We start from the raw sequence: 19,837 nt of genomic DNA, 5'->3' as shown, positions 1-19,837 counted from the left end.
TGCGGTATAAAATTATTATCTCTGTAAGGGGTTGCCAATGCTAAATAAAGACTTAGAACTAACTTTGAACACCGCGTTTCGTGAAGCGCGTACACGTCGTCATGAGTTTATGACCGTAGAGCATCTTTTATTAGCTCTACTCGATAATCCATCAGCTGGAGAAGCGCTTAATGCGTGCGGTGTTGACGTTTCTGGATTAAAAACAGAGTTACTTGAATTTATTGATGAAACCACACCGGTTATTCCTGATTTAGAAGAAGAGCGCGAAACTCAACCAACACTTGGTTTTCAGCGGGTATTACAGCGCGCGGTATTTCATGTGCAATCTTCTGGCAAAAATGAAGTCACAGGCGTTAATGTGCTGGTCGCTATTTTTTCTGAGCAAGAAAGCCAAGCCGTGTACTTACTTAAAAAGAATGATATTTCTCGACTTGATATTGTTAACTTTATTTCTCATGGTATCGCCAAAGGTGACGACGAATTAGGCGATGATACCGACGATATTCATGAAGAGGTGCAAGAAGTAGCAAGCGAAGAAGCGAGTAAGCTCGACAGCTTTACAACTAACCTTAATATACACGCTAAAGAGGGTAATATTGACCCGCTTGTTGGCCGTGATAGTGAAGTAGAGCGCACAGTGCAAGTGCTGTGTCGTCGTAAAAAGAATAACCCATTACTGGTTGGTGAAGCCGGCGTAGGTAAAACTGCTATTGCCGAGGGCTTAGCCTATCGTATTGTTAACGAACAAGTGCCTGAAGTCATTGCTGATGCGGTTGTGTACTCCTTAGATATGGGCGCGTTACTTGCCGGTACCAAATACCGAGGCGATTTTGAAAAACGCTTTAAAAGTTTATTAAAAGAGTTACAAGCAAAACCAGGTTCAATTTTATTTATTGATGAAATTCACACCATTATTGGTGCAGGTGCTGCCTCAGGTGGGGTAATGGATGCCTCAAACTTAATTAAGCCGTTACTCTCAAGTGGGCAATTACGTTGTATGGGTTCTACTACTTACGGTGAGTACAAGAATATTTTTGAAAAAGATCGCGCCCTAGTTCGTCGCTTTCAAAAAATTGATGTGCTTGAACCTAGCGTTGAAGACACCACTAAAATTCTTAACGGCTTAAAAGATCGTTACGAAGCACACCACGGTATTCGTTATACGCAAAAAGCGTTAAAAGCAGCCGCCGAGCTAAGTGCCAAGTACATTAATGAGCGTCACTTACCTGATAAAGCGATTGACGTTATTGATGAAGCAGGCGCAAGCCAACGGCTACTGCCTACGTCTAAGCGTAAAAAAACCATTGGTGTATCTGATATTGAGATGATTGTGTCTAAAATGGCGCGTATTCCGCCTCAAAATGTGTCGTCGTCTGATAAAGAAACGCTGAAAAACTTAGACCGTAACTTAAAAATGTTAGTGTTTGGGCAAGATCAGTCTATTGATGCATTAACTTCTGCCATTCGTTTGTCGCGTTCAGGTTTAGCGAATGAGAACAAACCGGTTGGTTCGTTCTTATTTGCAGGCCCAACGGGGGTCGGTAAAACTGAGGTTACCAAGCAATTAGCTAAATGTATGGGTGTTGAGTTTATTCGTTTTGATATGTCTGAATATGTTGAGCGCCATGCGGTGAGTCGTTTAATTGGTGCGCCTCCGGGTTATGTTGGTTTTGAACAAGGCGGCTTACTAACAGAAGCGGTCATTAAAAATCCACACGCTGTTGTACTTTTGGATGAGATTGAAAAAGCCCATCCAGATATCTACAACATTTTATTGCAAGTTATGGATCACGGTACGCTAACTGATAATAATGGCCGTAAAGCCGACTTTAGAAACGTCGTCGTGGTGATGACCACTAATGCCGGCGTGCAAGAAACCACACGTAAGTCGATTGGCTTTAGTGAGCAAGACCATACGCACGATGCAATGGGTGAAATTAATAAAGTATTTTCACCAGAATTTAGAAACCGCTTAGATAACATTATTTGGTTTAATCACCTCGATAAAGAAGTTATTTTACAAGTGGTTGATAAGTTCGTTGTAGAGCTTCAAGCGCAACTAGACAAGAAATCAGTTAATCTTGAGCTGACGTCTAAAGCACGTGAATGGTTGGCTGACAAAGGCTATGACAAAGCAATGGGCGCGCGCCCTATGGCGCGTGTTATCCAAGAAGATCTTAAAAAGCAATTGGCTAACGAAATACTGTTTGGTGAGCTAATTTCTGGCGGTACGGTAAAAGTATCGGTTAAAGATAAAAAACTGCGTTTTGATTACGAGAGTGACTTAACGCCAGCCTAACCTAAAAAAGTTAGCAATTTAAAAAGCCTGCTTTATGCAGGCTTTTTTATTTGCCAAAGGAATAGGCAACAAAAAACCCAGCAAAGGCTGGGTTTTTTGTTTATTAAATGTAATTACTGGCTACTAGGGTCTGTTGACCTTTCAAGGTTAAATTTGCAGCAGTCTGTTTGGTATTTAGGCAAGGCAGAGCCTATGTTGTGTGGTTATTCCCCATAAATAGGCGATAACGCAGCATCAATGCCAAACAGGCGCTGCCCGAAGGGTTCTGCCTAGGGGCGATTTACTCTTTGTTGCTCGGTTTTTACTTAGCCCACTAGGTTACAAACCTCGCGCCGCGATTAAACCGCCCTTAGTTTGAACAAATTTTAATCCGCAAAGGTCAACAGACCCTAGCATTAATTACATTTAATAAACGCTTAAAGCTAGTTTTCACTAGCCAAAAACTAAATCTCGTTTACGCACTTACTTAGCGAGCACGGAATACGATACGACCTTTCGATAAATCGTAAGGAGTCATTTCTACCGTTACTTTATCGCCGGTTAAAATACGGATATAGTTTTTGCGCATTTTACCTGAAATATGAGCCACAACTACGTGACCATTTTCTAGCTCAACTCGGAACATTGTATTTGGTAAAGTATCAAGGACTGTCCCTTGCATTTCGATTACGTCTTCTTTCGCCATGTTTAGCGTAACACCTCTTTAATAGTTAAACGCTGCAGATTTTGCCCAAAATACGCCAATAAGTAAAGGCGCAGGGGCTATTTTTGTAAATTAAATAGCCAGCCACTGGTCATTGCACTGTTTTTGAGCAGGTAAAAACTGGGTTTTATAGTTCATTTTGTCGCATTCATCTATTTGATAGCCTAAATAAACAAATTGTTTTTGTTGCAGTTTAGCAAATTTAAGTTGCTGTAATATCATCACAGTGCCTAAACTAAAGTGCTCATAGTCAGGGTCAAAAAATGTATAAATTGCCGAAATAGCATTGTCCATACAATCAGTTACAGCAACAGCCACTAAGTTTTCTTGATCCCAAAGCTCAATAAAAGTAATGGTTAACCAACTACAAAACAAAAAGCTTTGAAATTGTGATTTATCAGGTGGATACATACTACCGTCTTGGTGGCGCAAGCTAATGTATTTACTGTAAAGTGGATAGTATTGTTCGCGTTCAACTTGAGAATATTTTACCTCAAAGCGGTTTTTTGCTTTGTTAAGTTTACGTTTTTGCGATTTTGTCGGCATAAACTCATCAGCTAAAACGCGCACAGAACTACACGCGCTGCAAATAGGGCAGTGCGGACGGTAAATTTGGTTACCACTGCGACGAAAGCCCAATCCTAATAATGACTCAAACTTATTGCTGCTGTAACAACTTGGATCGAGTATGACCAACAGTTGCTCTTGGCGGTTAGGCAAATAACTGCATTCAAATGGTTGGCTTAGGCCAATACGAGCGGGAAGTTGTTCATTCATAAATCGCTAATAGCTCCTGTGGTTGCCACATGCTGTCAGGTGGGGTGTAACACTGTGCTTTATTAAGTTTAGTTAAAAATTCTTCACGTGGAATAACGCTAGCACCTAACGACATTAAATAAGGATTTTCTAATTGGCAATCAATAAAATGCGCATTATGGCGTTTAAGCCAATTAACCAGCGCCCACATAGCCAGTTTGGAGCAATTTGTTTGATGATGAAACATTGATTCACCACAAAAAACACCGGTTTGCATGATGCCATATAAGCCACCTGCAAGCTCTCCCTCGCGCCATACCTCTAAACTATGGGCCAAGCCATTGTGATGGGCATTAATGTACGCCTGTTGCATTTGCGGGGTGATCCAAGTGCCATCAGTATCAAGACGTTGATCGCGACATGCTTCTATCACTTCTTCAAAGGCATGATTAATGGTTACGGTGACCGGGTGCTTTTTTAAATGTTTTCGTAAGCTTTTACTAACATGAAAGTCATTAAGCTCAACAATACCGCGTTCACTAGGTGACCACCACATAATTGGCTCGTGTTCACTAAACCACGGAAAAATACCAGATAAATAGGCATTTTTTAATCGCGTTACCGACAAGCATCCACCAATGGCAAGTAAACCATCGGGATCATCTAATGCATGGTTGGGATCAGGAAAAGCAAAGTGGCTTTGAGCGAGTTGATAGAGTTGTTTAGTCATAACACCGATTGAATAACTGCATGGTCAAGATAAAGTGTAACCTGTTGCTTTAAAATCACAAACCACAAATTATTGTGTCACTGCATAGGACTTACTTTCTAAGCGCTATTTTTGTTAGGCAAAAAAAAGCGCGTTTAAAACGCGCTTTTAATTATTAGCTTAAAAAGTGTTAACTAATCGGATTAGCTAACCACTTTTACAGGTACTGCTTGTCCAGCGTTAAACTTAGTTGTCATTGCTTCTTCAACAGGCGTAAACGAGGTAAGGTCAATACCTTCAACCGCAGACTTATACTCTTCGATAGTCGGGAAACGACCAAGTACAGTAGAAAGTACTACAACCGGCGTAGAACCTAGTAGTGACTCACCTTTTTTCTCAGATGTATCGGCTACTACACGGCCTTGGAACAGACGAGTTGATGTTGCGATAACAGTGTCACCAGGTTCAGCTTTTTCTTGGTTACCCATACATAAGTTACAACCAGGGCGTTCTAGGTATAGGATATTTTCATACTTAGTACGTGCCGCTGTTTTTGGTTTTTCATCGTCAAATTCAAAACCTGCGTATTTAGCAAGAATATCCCAGTCGCCTTCCGCTTTAAGCTCATCAACAATGTTGTATGTTGGTGGCGCAACAACTAATGGTGCTTTGAATGAGATAGAACCGTTTTTCTTTTCTAGGTTACGCAGCATGTGAGCAATAATTTTCATATCGCCTTTGTGAACCATACACGAACCAACGAAACCTAAATCAACAGGTTTGTCGTTGTAAAAAGAAACAGGGCGGATCACATCGTGAGTATAACGCTTAGAGACGTCATCGTTGTTCACGTCTGGATCGGCAATCATTGGCTCAACGATTTGGTCCAAATCAACCACAACTTCTGCGTGGTATTTAGCGTTGTCGTCTGGAGAAAGTGCTGGCTCTTCACCAGATTGAATACCTGCAATACGTTTGTCAGCTAAGTCGATTAGACCTTGTAGCGTTTGCGCTTCGTTATCCATACCTTTGTTGATCATGATTTGGATACGTGATTTAGCAAGTTCAATTGACTTAATTAGCGTTTCATCATTTGAAATACAGATTGACGCTTTCGCTTTCATTTCTGCAGTCCAGTCAGTGAAAGTAAACGCTTGGTCAGCCATTAGGGTACCAATATGCACTTCAATGATACGACCTTGGAATACGTTTTCGCCGCCAAACTGCTTAAGCATTTGCGCTTGCGTTGCATGTACAACGTCGCGGAAATCCATGTGCTTAGCCATTTTGCCTTTAAACGTCACTTTAACTGAATCAGGGATTGGCATCGCTGATTCACCGGTTGCAAGTGCAACAGCAACAGTACCTGAATCGGCACCAAAGGCAACGCCTTTAGACATACGAGTATGCGAGTCACCACCGATGATGATAGCGCGATCATCAATGGTAATGTCGTTCAATACTTTGTGAATAACGTCAGTCATTGCATGGTAAACGCCTTTCGGGTCACGTGCAGTGATCAAACCAAACTTATTCATAAACGCCATTAGTTTAGGAATGTTAGCTTGTGCTTTGCTATCCCATACTGATGCAGTGTGACAACCAGACTGATAAGCACCATCAACAAGAGGTGAAATCGTTGAAGCAGCCATCGCTTCTAATTCTTGTGCTGTCATTGGACCGGTTGTATCTTGCGAACCAACGATGTTCACTTTAACACGAACATTTGAGCCTGCATGAAGTGGTGTATCAGATAGAACACCTACCGCATTACGGTTAAAGATTTTTTCAACCGCTGTTAAGCCTTGGCCTTCATGTGAAATTTCTTTTGAAGGTGCATACACAAGAGGAGTTTCAATGCCGAGCGTTTCAGCAGCAAACGTTTGTAGTTTCTTACCAAATACTACAGCGTAAGAACCACCAGCTTTCATGAATTCAACTTTTTGCGGTGTGAATGCTGATGATACATCAACCAGTTCCTTATCACCGTTATAAAGCTTTTTCTCTTTTGTATTGATTGTTAATACAGTACCTGTGGCAACTGAATAAGCTTCTTCAAGCACTGCATCGCCATTTTCATCAGTTACAGTATTGCCGTCTGCATCTACTTTCTTAACCCAGTTTTTAAGATCAAGACCAATACCGCCGGTTACATCAACCGTCGTTAAGAAGATTGGTGCGATACCATTAGTACCTGCAACAACAGGTGCAATGTTGATGAAAGGAACGTATGGACTTGCTTGTTTACCCGCCCAAAGTGCAACGTTATTTACACCAGACATACGAGATGAACCAACGCCCATTGTGCCTTTTTCAGCAATAAGCATTACTTTAGCATTAGGGTGTTTCTTTTGAAGCTCAACGATTTCTTGTTGTGCTTCTTCAGTGATCATACACTTACCGTGTAATTCACGGTCAGCACGTGAGTGTGCTTGGTTACCTGGAGACAGTAAATCAGTTGAGATGTCGCCTTCACCAGCAATGTAAGTTACAACTTCGATTTTTTCTTCGATGTCAGGTAGTTTTGTAAAGAATTCAGCTTTTGAGAAACTCTCTAGTAATTCTTTAGCAATTGCATTGCCTGCTTCGTAGGCCGCTTTAATACGCTCCATATCAGCATCGTATAAGAATACCTGAGTTTTAAGTACTTCTGCCGCTTGTGCTGCGATTGCTGCGTCATCACCAAATGCTAAATCAATTAGCATTTCAATTGACGGGCCGCCTTTCATGTGTGAAAGCAGTTCGAATGCAAATTCTGGAGTGATCTCTGCAACGTGCTCTTCACCTAAAATGATTTCTTTTAGAAACTGTGCTTTAACGCCCGCAGCACTAGTTGTTCCAGGTAAAGTATTATAAATAAAGAAATGCAGTGAATCTTTACGGTGCTCGTTATTAGTATCTTTAATTTGATTAATTATTTCTGATACTAGTTCAGCGCTATCGATTGGTTGTGGGCTTAATCCAAGCTCCGTTTTACGGGTTTGGATTTCTTCCATATATTTTGTATACAAACTCATAGAAAACTCTCGGTAATTTACTTGATATGAAGTTAAGCATTTTAACTGATTTTACAGTCTCTAGTAATGCCTAAATGAATAAAGCTTTTATTCCTGACGATAATTATAGCTAGTTTTACTTATATAATTTGACGGTATTCGTTGCTCACCCTTAGATCCTATCGTACCTAAGCCATTAATTGTATAAATACGATTGATTTTCAGTATAAATTTTGTGAATGTTTATACGGCTGCAATGAGTACTTTTCGGTGTTGGATGAGCTTTTATAATTTTTGGCCACAAAAAAAGGGCTGAAAATTCAGCCCTTACTATATGTTATGAAAACTTATAGGTTATCTAAAAAGCGTTCTGCATCAAGTGCAGCCATACAGCCAGTACCCGCAGAAGTGATTGCTTGACGGTAGATATGATCAGACACATCACCGGCAGCAAATACGCCTGGCACACTAGTTTGTGTTGCATTACCGTTAAGACCAGACTCAACTACTAAGTAGCCGTCTTTCATTTCTAGCTGACCTTCAAACATATCGGTGTTTGGCTTATGGCCAATGGCAATAAACACACCCGCTAAATCAAGTTCTTCAGTAGCATCTGATGCCACATCTTTAATGCGAACGCCGGTAACACCCATTTGGTCACCAAGCACTTCATCAAGTGTACGGTTGTAGTGCATGACAACGTTACCGTTCGCTGCTTTTTCAGCAAGGCGGTCAGCAAGAATCTTTTCACTACGGAAACTATCACGACGGTGAATAACATGAACTTCATCAGCAATGTTAGATAGGTATAACGCTTCTTCAACCGCTGTATTACCACCACCAACAACCGCTACTTTTTGACCTTTATAGAAAAAGCCGTCACAGGTTGCACAAGCAGAAACGCCACGACCTTGGAAATTAGTCTCAGACTCTAAGCCTAAATATTTAGCAGAGGCACCGGTTGCAATGATTAAAGCATCACAGGTGTAAGTACCTTGGTCACCGGTTAGTGTGAAAGGGCGCTTAGATACGTCAACTTTGTTGATGTGGTCGAACACAATTTCAGTTTCAAAGCGTTCTGCATGCTCTTTCATACGATCCATTAATGCAGGACCAGTTAAACCGTGTGCATCGCCAGGCCAGTTTTCAACTTCAGTAGTGGTTGTTAGCTGGCCACCTTGTTGAATACCTGTAATTAAAACAGGGTTTAAATTAGCACGTGCAGCGTAAACTGCAGCTGTATAGCCTGCAGGGCCCGAACCTAAAATAAGTAACTTACAATGTTTTGCTTCAGTCATGATCTTTTCCTAAACGTTTAATACGGTTTTAATGCGCCCGATTCTAAGAAAAACAAGCAGGAAGTAAATAAAAGATGAGATTATTTTTTTTCGCAAATTCCGAAGCTGTTCATTAATGTGTACTAGTAAATGACTTATAGGCAGTGCTCGACTAATAAATAGACTGTTAGCCAATAAAACGACGTTAATTCATGACCAGCCTGATTTTTTTTGTTATCTTTTAACTAATTTTGATTTGTCACTGCTTAATTATGTGACCTAAGTGAATAGGCAACTATGTTATTTTGGCAAGAGAAACCCGCATTTGGGTTGACTTCAAAAGACGTTAACGTCTTAACCAATGCGCAAGAATACCGTACGCAATTGTTAGATTTAATTGCCAACGCAAAAAAACGAATTTATATCACCACACTCTACTTACAAGATGATGAAGCGGGTCGTGAAATATTAGCTGCGCTGCACAGTGCTTCGTTAGCTAATCCTGCGCTTGAGATAAAAGTATTGGTGGATTTTCATCGTGCGCAACGCGGTTTAATTGGAGCTGAAAAGTCAGAGGGCAATGCAAGCTTATATTGCGACGATTTAGAAAAATTTAATTCAAACGTTCAAGTGTATGGTGTCCCCGTAAAGGCAAAAGAACTGTTTGGGGTGTTACATTTAAAAGGCTTTGTTATTGACGACACACTGCTCTACAGCGGTGCCAGTTTAAATAATGTGTATTTGCAATATAGCGACCGATACCGGCTCGATCGCTACTTTTTAGTATCGCAAAGCGAATTATGTGACTCAGTAGTCGATTTTATCGAATCAACTTTATTAAGTTCTGAAGCGGTACCAAGAATTGATCAACGACCGCTTAAACGTATGGCTGACTTTAAGCTTGAACAAAAGCAACTTATGCGTGAGCTTAAATCGGCAAGCTATAAAAGTGCGCAGAACTTGAATACTCATGCAATGGGCATTCGTTTATTTTTAGGTTTAGGCCGTCGTAATAATGAGCTTAATCGCTTAATTAAAGCGTTATTTGATACCACCGAGCAAGAGCTGGTGTTATACACGCCGTATTTTAATTTTCCGGCGCCATTAATGCGCTCTTTACGCAGGCTATTAAAGCAAGGTAAACAAGTCACTATTGTGGTGGGCGATAAAACTGCAAACGATTTTTACCTGCCACCTAGCGAGCCATTTAGTAAAATTGGTGCGTTACCGTATTTATACGAAACTATTTTACATAAGTTTGTAAAATCGCAAAAACGCCACATAGATAATGGCAACTTAAACGTATACCTTTGGAAACACGAGAGTAACTCGTTTCATCTAAAAGGGATTTGCTGTGACCGTAAAGTGCATTTACTTAGTGGGCATAACCTAAATCCGCGCGCGTGGGGGCTGGATATCGAAAATGGCATCCTGATAGAAGATCCTGAACAATCTATCATGCGCGATATTGATAATGAACGCCAAGAGATTTTAAAGCATTGTCGCCGTTTAACCGGTCCAGATGATTTAGAAACCATGGACGATTACCCGCAGCCGGTGAAAAAACTGCTTGGTCAAGCTAAGCGCGTAAAAGTCGACTTTATTATTAAACGATTTATATAACATTAGGGTCTGTTGACCACAGACCCTAAAATTTAGATACAAAAAAAGCAGCTAATTAGCTGCTTTTTTAATGCTTATACCTAAATTATGGCTTAGGTATAAGCGGTAACAATAACAGTTACGCGTTTTCTACTGCAGTGCGTGGGTCAACATATTCCATGTTGAACGCTTCAGCTACTTCTTTGTAAGTTACTTGGCCTTTAATTACGTTTAAGCCTTTTAAAAAGTGAGCGTCATCTAGTAGTGCCTTTTTGTAACCTTTGTTTGCAAGGTTAATAATGAACGGCAATGTTGCATTGTTAAGTGCAAACGTAGATGTACGTGGAACAGCACCTGGCATGTTAGCAACACAGTAGTGAACAACTTCATCAACGATGAAAGTAGGATCAGCGTGCGTAGTTGCTTTAGAGGTTGCAATACAACCACCTTGGTCAATCGCAACATCAACAATAGCAGCACCTGGCTTCATTGCTTTAATGTGTTCAGCAGTCACTAGTTTAGGTGCAGCAGCACCTGGGATAAGCACGCCACCAATTACTAGGTCAGCTTCTAATACGTGCTTTTCAAGCGCGTCAGCTGTTGAGTAAATAGCTTTAACTTTGTTACCAAACTGTGCGTCTAGTGCACGTAGTACGTCGATGTTACGGTCAAGTACAACAACCTCAGCACCTAGGCCAACTGCCATTTGTGCAGCGCTACGACCAACCATGCCGCCGCCAATAACAACAACTTTAGCTGGCTCAACACCTGGTACACCACCTAATAACATACCACGACCGTGGTTAGCTTTTTCTAGCGCTTGTGCACCTGCTTGAATAGACATACGGCCAGCAACTTCACTCATTGGCGCTAAAAGTGGTAAACCACCGCGTGAATCAGTCACAGTTTCATAAGCAATACAGATTGCTTTACTTTTAACAAGGTCTTCAGTTTGTGGAAGATCCGGTGCAAGGTGAAGGTAAGTGAAAAGAATTTGGTCTTCACGTAACATTGCACGTTCAACAGCTTGTGGCTCTTTTACCTTGATGATCATTTCTGCTTTTGCAAAAACATCAGCAGCTGTTTCTAAAATTTCAGCGCCTGCTTGAACATAATCATCATTTGTAAAACCAATGCCCATACCAGCGTTAGTTTCAACAATCACTTGGTGGCCGTGATTTACAAGTTCGCGAACACTCGCAGGAACCATACCTACACGGTACTCATGGTTTTTAATTTCTTTAGGTACACCAATAATCATAATTTTGCCTTGTTAGAACGGGATAAAAATTTTTCACTATTATATTCACGCTAGGGTAGTGTGTCCCACCTTTTTTTAAGCCCCTTGTAGTGTTAGTATCTGTAAAATTAATTTTATTAGAATAAAAAACTAAAAAGCTATGCATAACTTATTAGACCGTATTGATCGCAAAATTTTAGTCGAATTACAACTTGATGGCCGCCTGTCAAATGTTGAACTGGCCCGACGAGTTGGCCTAAGCGCCACGCCCTGTCTAGAGCGAGTGAAAAAGCTTGAACGAGAAGGGTATATTTTAGGCTACAAAGCGGTGGTTGATCCCGCCAAGCTTGGTCAAGGGCTTTCTGTGTATGTGGAAGTAACCATTACCAAAACATCGCCCGACGTATTTGAAGAGTTCAGTGCCGCTGTTAGAAAGCACGAAGAAATTATAGAATGTCATTTGGTTTCGGGTAATTTCGACTTTTTATTAAAAACCCGGGTTAACGATATGTCAGAATACCGAGGCGTGCTCGGTGATATATTATTAAAGCTGCCTAATGTGAGTGAAAGCCGCACCTATGTAGTCATGGAAGAAGTAAAAGGTGAAGAGGGTGTCGTTATTCGTCCTTTTGTTGCTTAATGACAGAGTAACAGCCGTTAATATACTTTTATTGTTGCAGCCAACTTTGCTTTTTTTAATTAGTGTACGACTAAATAATAAAAACTTGTTCATAATCAGGCCATCATGGTTAAGATAAAGTGCATCAAAATACATTTCCTGCTAAGGTATTCTATTGCCAAGTGAGTGTAAAAAATAATAATGAGGGATAGGTAATTATGCGCCTAAACGGTGTACAAAGACTATTAGAAACGGGGCTCATCGTCAGCACCTTTGCAGCGGTATTTATTTTATGTGCTTTAATTAGTTTTCATCCTGCCGATCCTGCTTGGTCGCAAACGGGTGAATTTACCAACGTACAAAATATTACGGGTACAGCGGGCGCGTGGGTGGCCGACATACTATTACTTACCTTTGGCTGGCTTGCCTATTTTGTGCCAGCGGCTATTCAGCTGCTAGGTTACTTGGTGTTTAAGCAGCCACACCGTATTTTACAACTCGATTACACCACACTTGGATTACGCATTATTGGTTTTGCGCTGTTTATTACCTCAGCAACCGCTATTAGCAGTATTAATTTTGATGATATTTATAACTTTTCATCCGGTGGGGTAGTGGGTGATGTGATTGCATCAGCCATGATGCCAGCGTTTAATTTTACCGGTACCTCTATTTTACTACTGTGTTTCTTTTTTGCAGGCTTAACACTGTTAACGGGTGTGTCGTGGGTACAATTTGTTGATTACTTGGGTGATTTAATTGTTAGGTTATACCGCTTTTTGGTGACCTATGCCCGGGGCTGGATGCAACGCGAACGCATTGCAGGTAAAGTACAAGACGAGCAACCCGATGCTTATTTTGAAAACGATACACGCCAACAAGAACCTGAGCTTGCTAATAAAGTAGCAGACAAACCAAAAGCAATTGATAAACCAGCAACTAAGGTTAATGCCCCTCAAGACGACGAATTTATGCCGTTTGACGAGCTTGACCAAATACTCGATCAAGAAATTAGTTTCAGCGCCATAGACGATGAACCTATGGACACAGAGGCAGCACTTAACGCGCTGGATCAAAGCCCTGTGGTTGAACCTGAAAAACCAGCCACAACCGTGGTTTCACCAGCAAGGCCAATTAACAAGCCAAAATCAGGGTTTCAACCGCCGCTAACTGCCAAAGAGAAGTTTGAACAATTATTAGAGCAAGAGCCACCTCCGGGGCCATTGCCATCATTGGATTTACTAGACAGACCCGACAAAGCAAAAAACCCAATTTCGCAAGAAGAGCTTGATAGCGTATCGCGCCTTGTAGAAACAAAACTACTTGATTTTAACGTACAAGCAACCGTGGTTGGGGTTTACCCGGGGCCTGTTGTTACTCGTTTTGAGCTTGATTTAGCACCGGGTATTAAGGTGTCTAAAATTACTGGGCTTTCAAAAGATTTAGCGCGTTCACTTTCGGCAATTAGTGTGCGCGTGGTTGAAGTTATTCCGGGTAAAACCTATATCGGTATTGAGTTGCCTAATAAATACCGTGAAATTGTACGTTTATCAGAAGTCATAAACGCGCCTAAGTTTGAGCAAAACCCATCGCCACTGACCATGGTGCTAGGTAAAGATATTGCAGGGCAACCTGTGTGTGCCGACCTAGGTAAAATGCCACACTTACTGGTAGCTGGTACAACCGGTTCAGGTAAGTCAGTGGGCGTTAATGTAATGATATTAAGCTTACTGTATAAATCGGGCCCTGAAGATGTACGTATGATCATGATTGACCCGAAAATGCTTGAGCTTTCAGTTTACGAAGGCATTCCGCATTTATTGTGTGAAGTTGTAACCGACATGAAAGAAGCGGCTAACGCACTGCGTTGGTGTGTAGGTGAAATGGAACGCCGCTATAAGCTGATGTCGGCTTTAGGTGTACGTAACTTAAAAGGTTACAACCAAAAAGTAATGGAAGCCAAAGAAGCGGGCTACCCAATTATGGATCCATTATTTAAAGACACCGACGGCATGAAAGATGGCCCAGATGAGCTGGATAAATTACCTAGCATAGTGGTGGTTATTGACGAGTTTGCCGACATGATGATGATTGTAGGTAAAAAAGTTGAAGAGTTAATTGCCCGTATAGCGCAAAAAGCGCGTGCTGCGGGTATCCATTTAATTTTGGCAACGCAGCGTCCGTCGGTTGATGTAATAACCGGTTTAATTAAAGCGAATATACCTACACGGATGGCGTTTCAGGTATCAAGTAAAATAGACTCGCGTACCATACTTGATCAACAAGGCGCTGAAAACTTATTAGGCATGGGTGATATGCTTTATTTACCGCCAGGTACCAGTGTGCCAGAGCGTGTGCATGGCGCGTTTGTAGACGACCATGAAGTACATGCCGTGGTAAACGATTGGAAAGCCCGTGCTAAACCAAATTACATAGACGAGATTTTAAATGGCGATGCCACGGAAGATATTCTATTACCAGGGGAAGCCAGTGAAAATGGCGATGAAGAGTCAGATCCGTTATACGACGAAGCGGTCGCCTTTGTAATAGAAACCGGTAAAGTATCGGTATCGTCAGTGCAACGTAAATTACGTGTAGGCTATAACCGTGCTGCACGTTTAGTAGAACAAATGGAAACATCAGGTATCGTGAGTGCACCAGGACACAACGGCGCGCGCGATGTATTAGTACCTAATGGAGCAAATTAATGAAAAAATTAAGTAGTTTATTATTGGTATTGGGCAGTTTAGTGGCGATGCCAAGCTTTGCTGACGACAGCCAAGTATTACAAGATAAGTTATCGACCTTAAAAAGCTTTAAAGCACAATTTAAACAGAACGTAACCGACGGTGAAGGCCAACTGGTAATGCAAGGTCAAGGCAATATTGCGTTGCAACAGCCATTAATGATCCGCTGGCAGCAAACTAACCCAGACGACACTTTATTTGTATCAAACGGCGATAAAACCTATTACTTTGATAGCTTTGCTGAGCAAGTAACCATTATGAAAACCAGCGGTTTAATTGACTCAACGCCGTTTATATTGCTCACCTCTAAAGACCCTGCGCAATGGGAAAAATACAGCGTGATCGCTACTGACTTAGGCTTTAGCATTACCCCAAATAAAGGCGTAGAAAGCCAAGTAGAGCAGCTTGATATTACTTTTGCTGATAACGAGCAAGGGCTTGCAAAACTGGTAGTTAAAGATAATTCAGGCCAGCTGTCTGCGTTTACATTTAGCAATGCACAGGTTAATACTGAGCTTGATAAAACAACTTTTGAATTTACCCCGCCAGCGGGTGTAGAAATAGACGATCAGAGTAACGGTGAGTAATTTAGGATTTAACTTTGGGCCCGATGTGCGCCCACTCGCTGCGCGTATGCGCCCTTTATCGCTTAACGATTACATAGGGCAGCAACATTTACTCAGCGCTGATAAACCTCTTCATCAAGCGATAGTAGCAGGGCGCTGCCATAGTTTAATTTTATGGGGGCCGCCGGGGGTAGGTAAAACTACGCTGGCGCAAATTATTGCCAACCATGCCGACGCTGAACTAATTCAAATGTCGGCAGTAACCGCTGGCGTAAAAGATATTCGCGATAGCGTAACCCAAGCGCGCGATAACTTACAAAGCCGTGGTCAGCGCACTTTGATGTTTGTTGACGAGGTACACCGCTTTAATAAGTCTCAGCAAGATGCGTTTTTACCGCATATTGAAGATGGCACTTTTATATTTGTAGGCGCCACCACCGAAAACCCCTCGTTTGCGCTTAATAATGCAATTTTATCTCGCGCAAGGGTGTATGTATTAAAATCCTTGCAGGAAAGCGATTTATACACAGTAATAGAGCGCGCACTCAAACAAGACGAACAACTTAGCCAAAAGCAAATCGTGATTGCAGATAACGCCAAACAAGCGCTGTGCCAAGCAAGCGGTGGCGATGCACGTAAAGTGCTTAATTTACTCGAGCAAGCAGTTGATTTAACCACCGAGCAAAACGGCAAGTACAACGTAGACGAACAGGTACTGAGCCAAGTACTGCCCACCCATTTAGCCAAATACGATAAAGGCGGCGATGAATTTTACGATTTAATTTCGGCGTTTCATAAATCGGTGCGAGGCAGTTCGCCAGATGGTGCGCTTTACTGGTACTGCCGTATTTTAGCCGGTGGCGGCGACCCGCTTTATGTTGCAAGGCGCTTACTAGCAATTGCTACAGAAGACATCGGCAACGCCGATCCACGAGCGATGGAAGTGGCTTTAAACGCATGGGATATTTTTCAGCGTGTTGGCCCAAGCGAAGGTGAGCGCGCCATTGCACAGGCCACTTTGTACTTGGCTAGTGCACCTAAAAGTAATGCGGTTTATATGGCGTTTAATCAAGCCAAACAAGACGCTAAAAACGAGCCAAGCTACCCAGTACCAGAGCATTTACGCAACGCCCCCACTAACTTAATGAAAGACTTAGGTTATGGTGCAGAGTACCGTTATGCGCATAACGAAGAAGGCGCATTTGCTGCTGGCGAAAAATACCTACCGCCAGAAATGGATGGCAAACAATACTACCAGCCAAGTGATCGTGGACTTGAGCAAAAAATTAAACAAAAGCTCGATTATTTAAAAGAGCGCGACGCACAAAGCCCAATAAAACGTTATGAGCATGATTAAACTTTACATGATGATAGCCCTTGGCGGAGCGTCAGGAGCCTGTTTACGGTTTTTTATTAGCGAAACCATGCTAAAACTCCTCGGTAGGGGATTCCCTTTTGGCACGTTGACGGTTAATATTCTGGGTTCATTGTTGATGGGCATTTTATACGGTTTAATAGATAAACAAGTTATTGCCGTCAGTCCTGCTAAAACCCTCATCGGAATTGGCTTTTTAGGTGCGTTAACCACCTTTTCAACATTCTCAATGGATTCGTTGTTGTTATTACAACAAGGTCACTTTATTAAAATGGCCCTCAATATCATCTTAAACGTGATGGTGTGTATTTTTATGGCTTGGCTGGGCCTTCAGCTAGTAATGCAAAAAGGTTAAAAAACTAACATGTTAGATTCTAAATATTTACGTCAAGATGTCGAACAAACTGCAGCACGTTTAGCCGCACGTGGTTATGAGCTAGATGTAGCGGTAGTGACTGAACTTGAAGAAAAACGCAAAACATTACAAGTAAAAACGCAAGAACTTCAAAGTCAACGTAACGCCAGTGCTAAAGCTATTGGTCAAGCAAAAGCAAAAGGCGAAGATGCACAGCCATTGCTAGACGCAGTTGCTAACTTAGGCAGCGAGTTAGACGCAGCTAAAGCTGAGCAAGACGAAGTGTTAGAAGCAATTAAACAAATTGCCTTAGCAATTCCAAACTTACCGGACGAGTCGGTACCAGAAGGCGCTGACGAAGACGACAACGTAGAAATTTTAACTTGGGGTACACCAAAAAAGTACGATTTTGAAGTTAAAGACCACGTTGACGTAGGGCAAGACCTAAACGGCTTAGACTTTGAAATGGGCGTTAAAATTAGTGGCGCACGTTTTACCGTAATGCGCGGCCAAGTAGCGCGTATGCACCGTGCACTTACCCAATATATGCTAGACACCCACACAGATAAAAACGGCTACACAGAAATGTATGTACCGTACTTGGTTAATAGTGCAAGCCTTTACGGTACCAGCCAATTACCTAAGTTTGCGGGCGATTTATTTCACACGTTAGGGCTAGTGAACGATGATGGCGAGCAGCAAGCTGGCTTTAGCTTAATTCCTACAGCAGAAGTACCGCTTACTAACAGCGCACGTGATGAAATTTACGAAGAAAGCGATTTACCTATTCGCCTAACAGCGCACACGCCATGTTTTAGAAGTGAAGCAGGCAGCTACGGTCGCGATACACGCGGTTTAATCCGTCAACACCAGTTTGATAAAGTAGAGCTTGTACAACTTGTAAAACCAGAAGATTCAATGCAAGCACTCGAAGAGCTAACAGGCCATGCTGAGCAAATTTTACAAGCGCTAGAATTGCCATACCGTAAAGTGATTTTATGTATGGGCGACATGGGTTTTGGCGCAGCTAAAACATACGATTTAGAAGTATGGTTACCAGCACAAGACACCTATCGCGAAATTTCATCATGTTCAAACATGGTTGATTTCCAAGCGCGCCGTATGCAAGCTCGTTTTCGTCGTGAAGGCGCTAAAAAACCAGAGCTTTTACACACACTAAATGGTTCAGGTTTAGCGGTAGGGCGTACACTTGTAGCCATACTAGAAAACTACCAACAAGCCGACGGCTCAGTAGTCGTACCAGAAGTATTACGCCCATACATGGGTGGACTTGAAGTGATTGGTAAAGCGTAAAATACTAGCTGTCAGTTTTTTGCTATAAGCTTTAGAAAGAAAGCCGCTGTTTGTAATTAACAGTGGCTTTTTTTGTTGACCAGGGTTCAGTTAGCAAGTTAGCGAGTTGTGAGATTAAAGTTTCTGCTCACCTGTAGATACAAGGGCGTGCTTTAGCGCGTTTATTTTTGATAAGGACCAATTTGTACTTTTCTAACCAGCTTTATAACCTAGAAAAAGGACTAATTACGCCATTAGCACCTTGTTGTAAAACATGCGTATAAATTTGTGTTGTTTTAACGTCCGAGTGACCCAACTGAGATTGTACGGTCCTTATGTCAGCTCCGCTTTGTAGTAAATGAGTTGCAAAGGAGTGGCGTAAAGTATGTGGCGTGATAAGTTTGGTTAACTTTGCCATTCTTACAGCCTTTTTAATCGCCTTGCGAACGCCTGTTTGGTGAAAATGGTGCCGTCTTATTTCTCCAGTTTCAGGATCGGCACTTAATTGATGAGACGGAAATAAATATTGCCAGCCTAAAGACGTATTAGCAGCCGGATATTTCTTTGCAAGTGCATGAGGCATCCAAACGCCAGCATATTGCTCATTGTGTGAGTCTAATTGTAAGTATTCATCAACCTGTGCGATCTGATTTCTAAGTAAAGGGATTAACTCAGTGGCAAGCGTCACAATCCTGTTTTTATTGCCTTTACCATTCCATATTCGAATACTCTTATAATCAAAGTCAATATCTTGAACCCTTAGCTGAACAGCCTCCATCACTCTTAGTCCACTACCGTACATTAGCCCAGCAATAAGATAGTAACGTTTACTTAAATGCGACATGAGCACTTTAACTTCTTCTGGCGTCATCACTATGGGTAACTTGGGCTGGCGCTTGCTTCTGATAAAAGTTAAGTCTAAACATAACTCGTTTTTAATAATGTGTTTATATAAAAAAACTAATGCATTTAAAGCAGTGGCTTGAGTTTTAGGCGCTACGTTTTTTGTTAACACAAGGTAGTCCAAATAGCTGACAACTTCGTTATTTCCCATTGAAGCAGGATGTCTTTTTTTATGAAAATGAATATAAGAAGCAATCCACTTTAAATAGGTATTAATGGTCCTAAGTGAGTATTGTCTAACTAACATATAGTCAGAAATGTAATTCAAAAATGGTGATTGTGTTTTCATAAATATCCTAAAACTTTGACTGTATATATATGGCGCTGATCCATTTCTGTGTTGGTTTGCTATACTAAGTAAATCAAATCATGTTAGGAGCGTCCATGAATAATACTC

The 19,837-nt window shown here is 41.6% G+C and carries 15 protein-coding genes; 8 read left to right on the top strand and 7 right to left on the bottom strand.

The genetic code is table 11. The features are described from left to right. Positions 1–37: 37 nt before the first annotated feature. Positions 38–2,299, top strand: coding sequence for an ATP-dependent Clp protease ATP-binding subunit ClpA (clpA, locus tag AAEY57_RS11800; RefSeq protein WP_350607931.1), 2,262 nt, complete (start codon positions 38–40; stop codon positions 2,297–2,299). Positions 2,300–2,765: 466 nt separating this feature from the next. On the opposite strand, the gene infA is transcribed toward clpA, so the two are convergent. From infA to trxB, 5 genes are all read right to left on the bottom strand, one after another. Then, a complete protein-coding gene (gene infA, locus AAEY57_RS11795) occupies positions 2,766–2,984 on the bottom strand; it encodes a translation initiation factor IF-1 (RefSeq protein WP_002962494.1) in 219 nt (72 codons plus the stop codon). Between the two features lie 90 nt (positions 2,985–3,074). Then, positions 3,075–3,779 carry an arginyltransferase gene (locus tag AAEY57_RS11790; protein WP_058154498.1) on the bottom strand — a complete coding sequence of 235 codons (705 nt, stop codon included), beginning with the start codon at positions 3,777–3,779 and terminating at the stop codon, positions 3,075–3,077. After that, the gene (aat, locus tag AAEY57_RS11785; RefSeq protein WP_058154499.1) at positions 3,772–4,488 is read right to left on the bottom strand and encodes a leucyl/phenylalanyl-tRNA--protein transferase; all 717 of its coding nucleotides are present in this window, start codon (positions 4,486–4,488) and stop codon (positions 3,772–3,774) included. Before aat ends, AAEY57_RS11790 begins: the two co-directional genes overlap by 8 nt. 182 nt (positions 4,489–4,670) lie before the next feature. Further along, the gene (locus AAEY57_RS11780) at positions 4,671–7,484 is read right to left on the bottom strand and encodes a bifunctional aconitate hydratase 2/2-methylisocitrate dehydratase (RefSeq protein ID WP_081844607.1); all 2,814 of its coding nucleotides are present in this window, start codon (positions 7,482–7,484) and stop codon (positions 4,671–4,673) included. Positions 7,485–7,810: 326 nt separating this feature from the next. Continuing rightward, a complete protein-coding gene (trxB, locus tag AAEY57_RS11775) occupies positions 7,811–8,761 on the bottom strand; it encodes a thioredoxin-disulfide reductase (RefSeq protein WP_008110078.1) in 951 nt (316 codons plus the stop codon). A gap of 276 nt (positions 8,762–9,037) precedes the next feature. Here trxB and pssA point away from each other — a divergent pair, with 276 nt between their 5' ends. Next, positions 9,038–10,363 carry a CDP-diacylglycerol--serine O-phosphatidyltransferase gene (gene pssA, locus AAEY57_RS11770; protein WP_350607930.1) on the top strand — a complete coding sequence of 442 codons (1,326 nt, stop codon included), beginning with the start codon at positions 9,038–9,040 and terminating at the stop codon, positions 10,361–10,363. A gap of 118 nt (positions 10,364–10,481) precedes the next feature. On the opposite strand, the gene ald is transcribed toward pssA, so the two are convergent. Beyond that, positions 10,482–11,603 carry an alanine dehydrogenase gene (gene ald, locus AAEY57_RS11765; RefSeq protein WP_008110075.1) on the bottom strand — a complete coding sequence of 374 codons (1,122 nt, stop codon included), beginning with the start codon at positions 11,601–11,603 and terminating at the stop codon, positions 10,482–10,484. Positions 11,604–11,742: 139 nt separating this feature from the next. Here ald and lrp point away from each other — a divergent pair, with 139 nt between their 5' ends. The 6 genes from lrp to serS all read left to right on the top strand — a co-directional run bounded on the left by lrp (position 11,743) and on the right by serS (position 18,558). Further along, positions 11,743–12,222: a leucine-responsive transcriptional regulator Lrp gene (gene lrp, locus AAEY57_RS11760; protein WP_008110073.1), complete on the top strand. Its 480-nt coding sequence runs from the start codon at positions 11,743–11,745 to the stop codon at positions 12,220–12,222. 197 nt (positions 12,223–12,419) lie between these two features. Next, a complete protein-coding gene (locus AAEY57_RS11755) occupies positions 12,420–14,909 on the top strand; it encodes a DNA translocase FtsK (protein ID WP_350607929.1) in 2,490 nt (829 codons plus the stop codon). Beyond that, the gene (lolA, locus tag AAEY57_RS11750; protein WP_350607928.1) at positions 14,909–15,535 is read left to right on the top strand and encodes an outer membrane lipoprotein periplasmic chaperone LolA; all 627 of its coding nucleotides are present in this window, start codon (positions 14,909–14,911) and stop codon (positions 15,533–15,535) included. The genes AAEY57_RS11755 and lolA overlap by 1 nt, the downstream gene beginning before the upstream one ends. Next, positions 15,528–16,871 carry a replication-associated recombination protein A gene (locus tag AAEY57_RS11745; protein WP_013464762.1) on the top strand — a complete coding sequence of 448 codons (1,344 nt, stop codon included), beginning with the start codon at positions 15,528–15,530 and terminating at the stop codon, positions 16,869–16,871. The genes lolA and AAEY57_RS11745 overlap by 8 nt, the downstream gene beginning before the upstream one ends. Then, a complete protein-coding gene (gene crcB, locus AAEY57_RS11740; protein WP_010389726.1) occupies positions 16,864–17,244 on the top strand; it encodes a fluoride efflux transporter CrcB in 381 nt (126 codons plus the stop codon). The genes AAEY57_RS11745 and crcB overlap by 8 nt, the downstream gene beginning before the upstream one ends. A 9-nt stretch (positions 17,245–17,253) precedes the next feature. Continuing rightward, on the top strand, positions 17,254–18,558 hold the full coding sequence (serS, locus tag AAEY57_RS11735; protein ID WP_024601694.1) for a serine--tRNA ligase: 1,305 nt from the start codon (positions 17,254–17,256) through the stop codon (positions 18,556–18,558). Positions 18,559–18,760: 202 nt separating this feature from the next. Here serS and AAEY57_RS11730 read toward each other — a convergent pair whose 3' ends face one another. Beyond that, positions 18,761–19,729 carry an integron integrase gene (locus AAEY57_RS11730; protein ID WP_350607927.1) on the bottom strand — a complete coding sequence of 323 codons (969 nt, stop codon included), beginning with the start codon at positions 19,727–19,729 and terminating at the stop codon, positions 18,761–18,763. Positions 19,730–19,837: the final 108 nt, after the last annotated feature.

The organism is Pseudoalteromonas sp. MER144-MNA-CIBAN-0113, assembly GCF_040308965.1.
GTDB lineage: Bacteria > Pseudomonadota > Gammaproteobacteria > Enterobacterales > Alteromonadaceae > Pseudoalteromonas > Pseudoalteromonas tetraodonis.
Note: the sequence above shows the minus strand (reverse complement) of the source record. Positions and strands in the feature narration are given on the sequence as shown.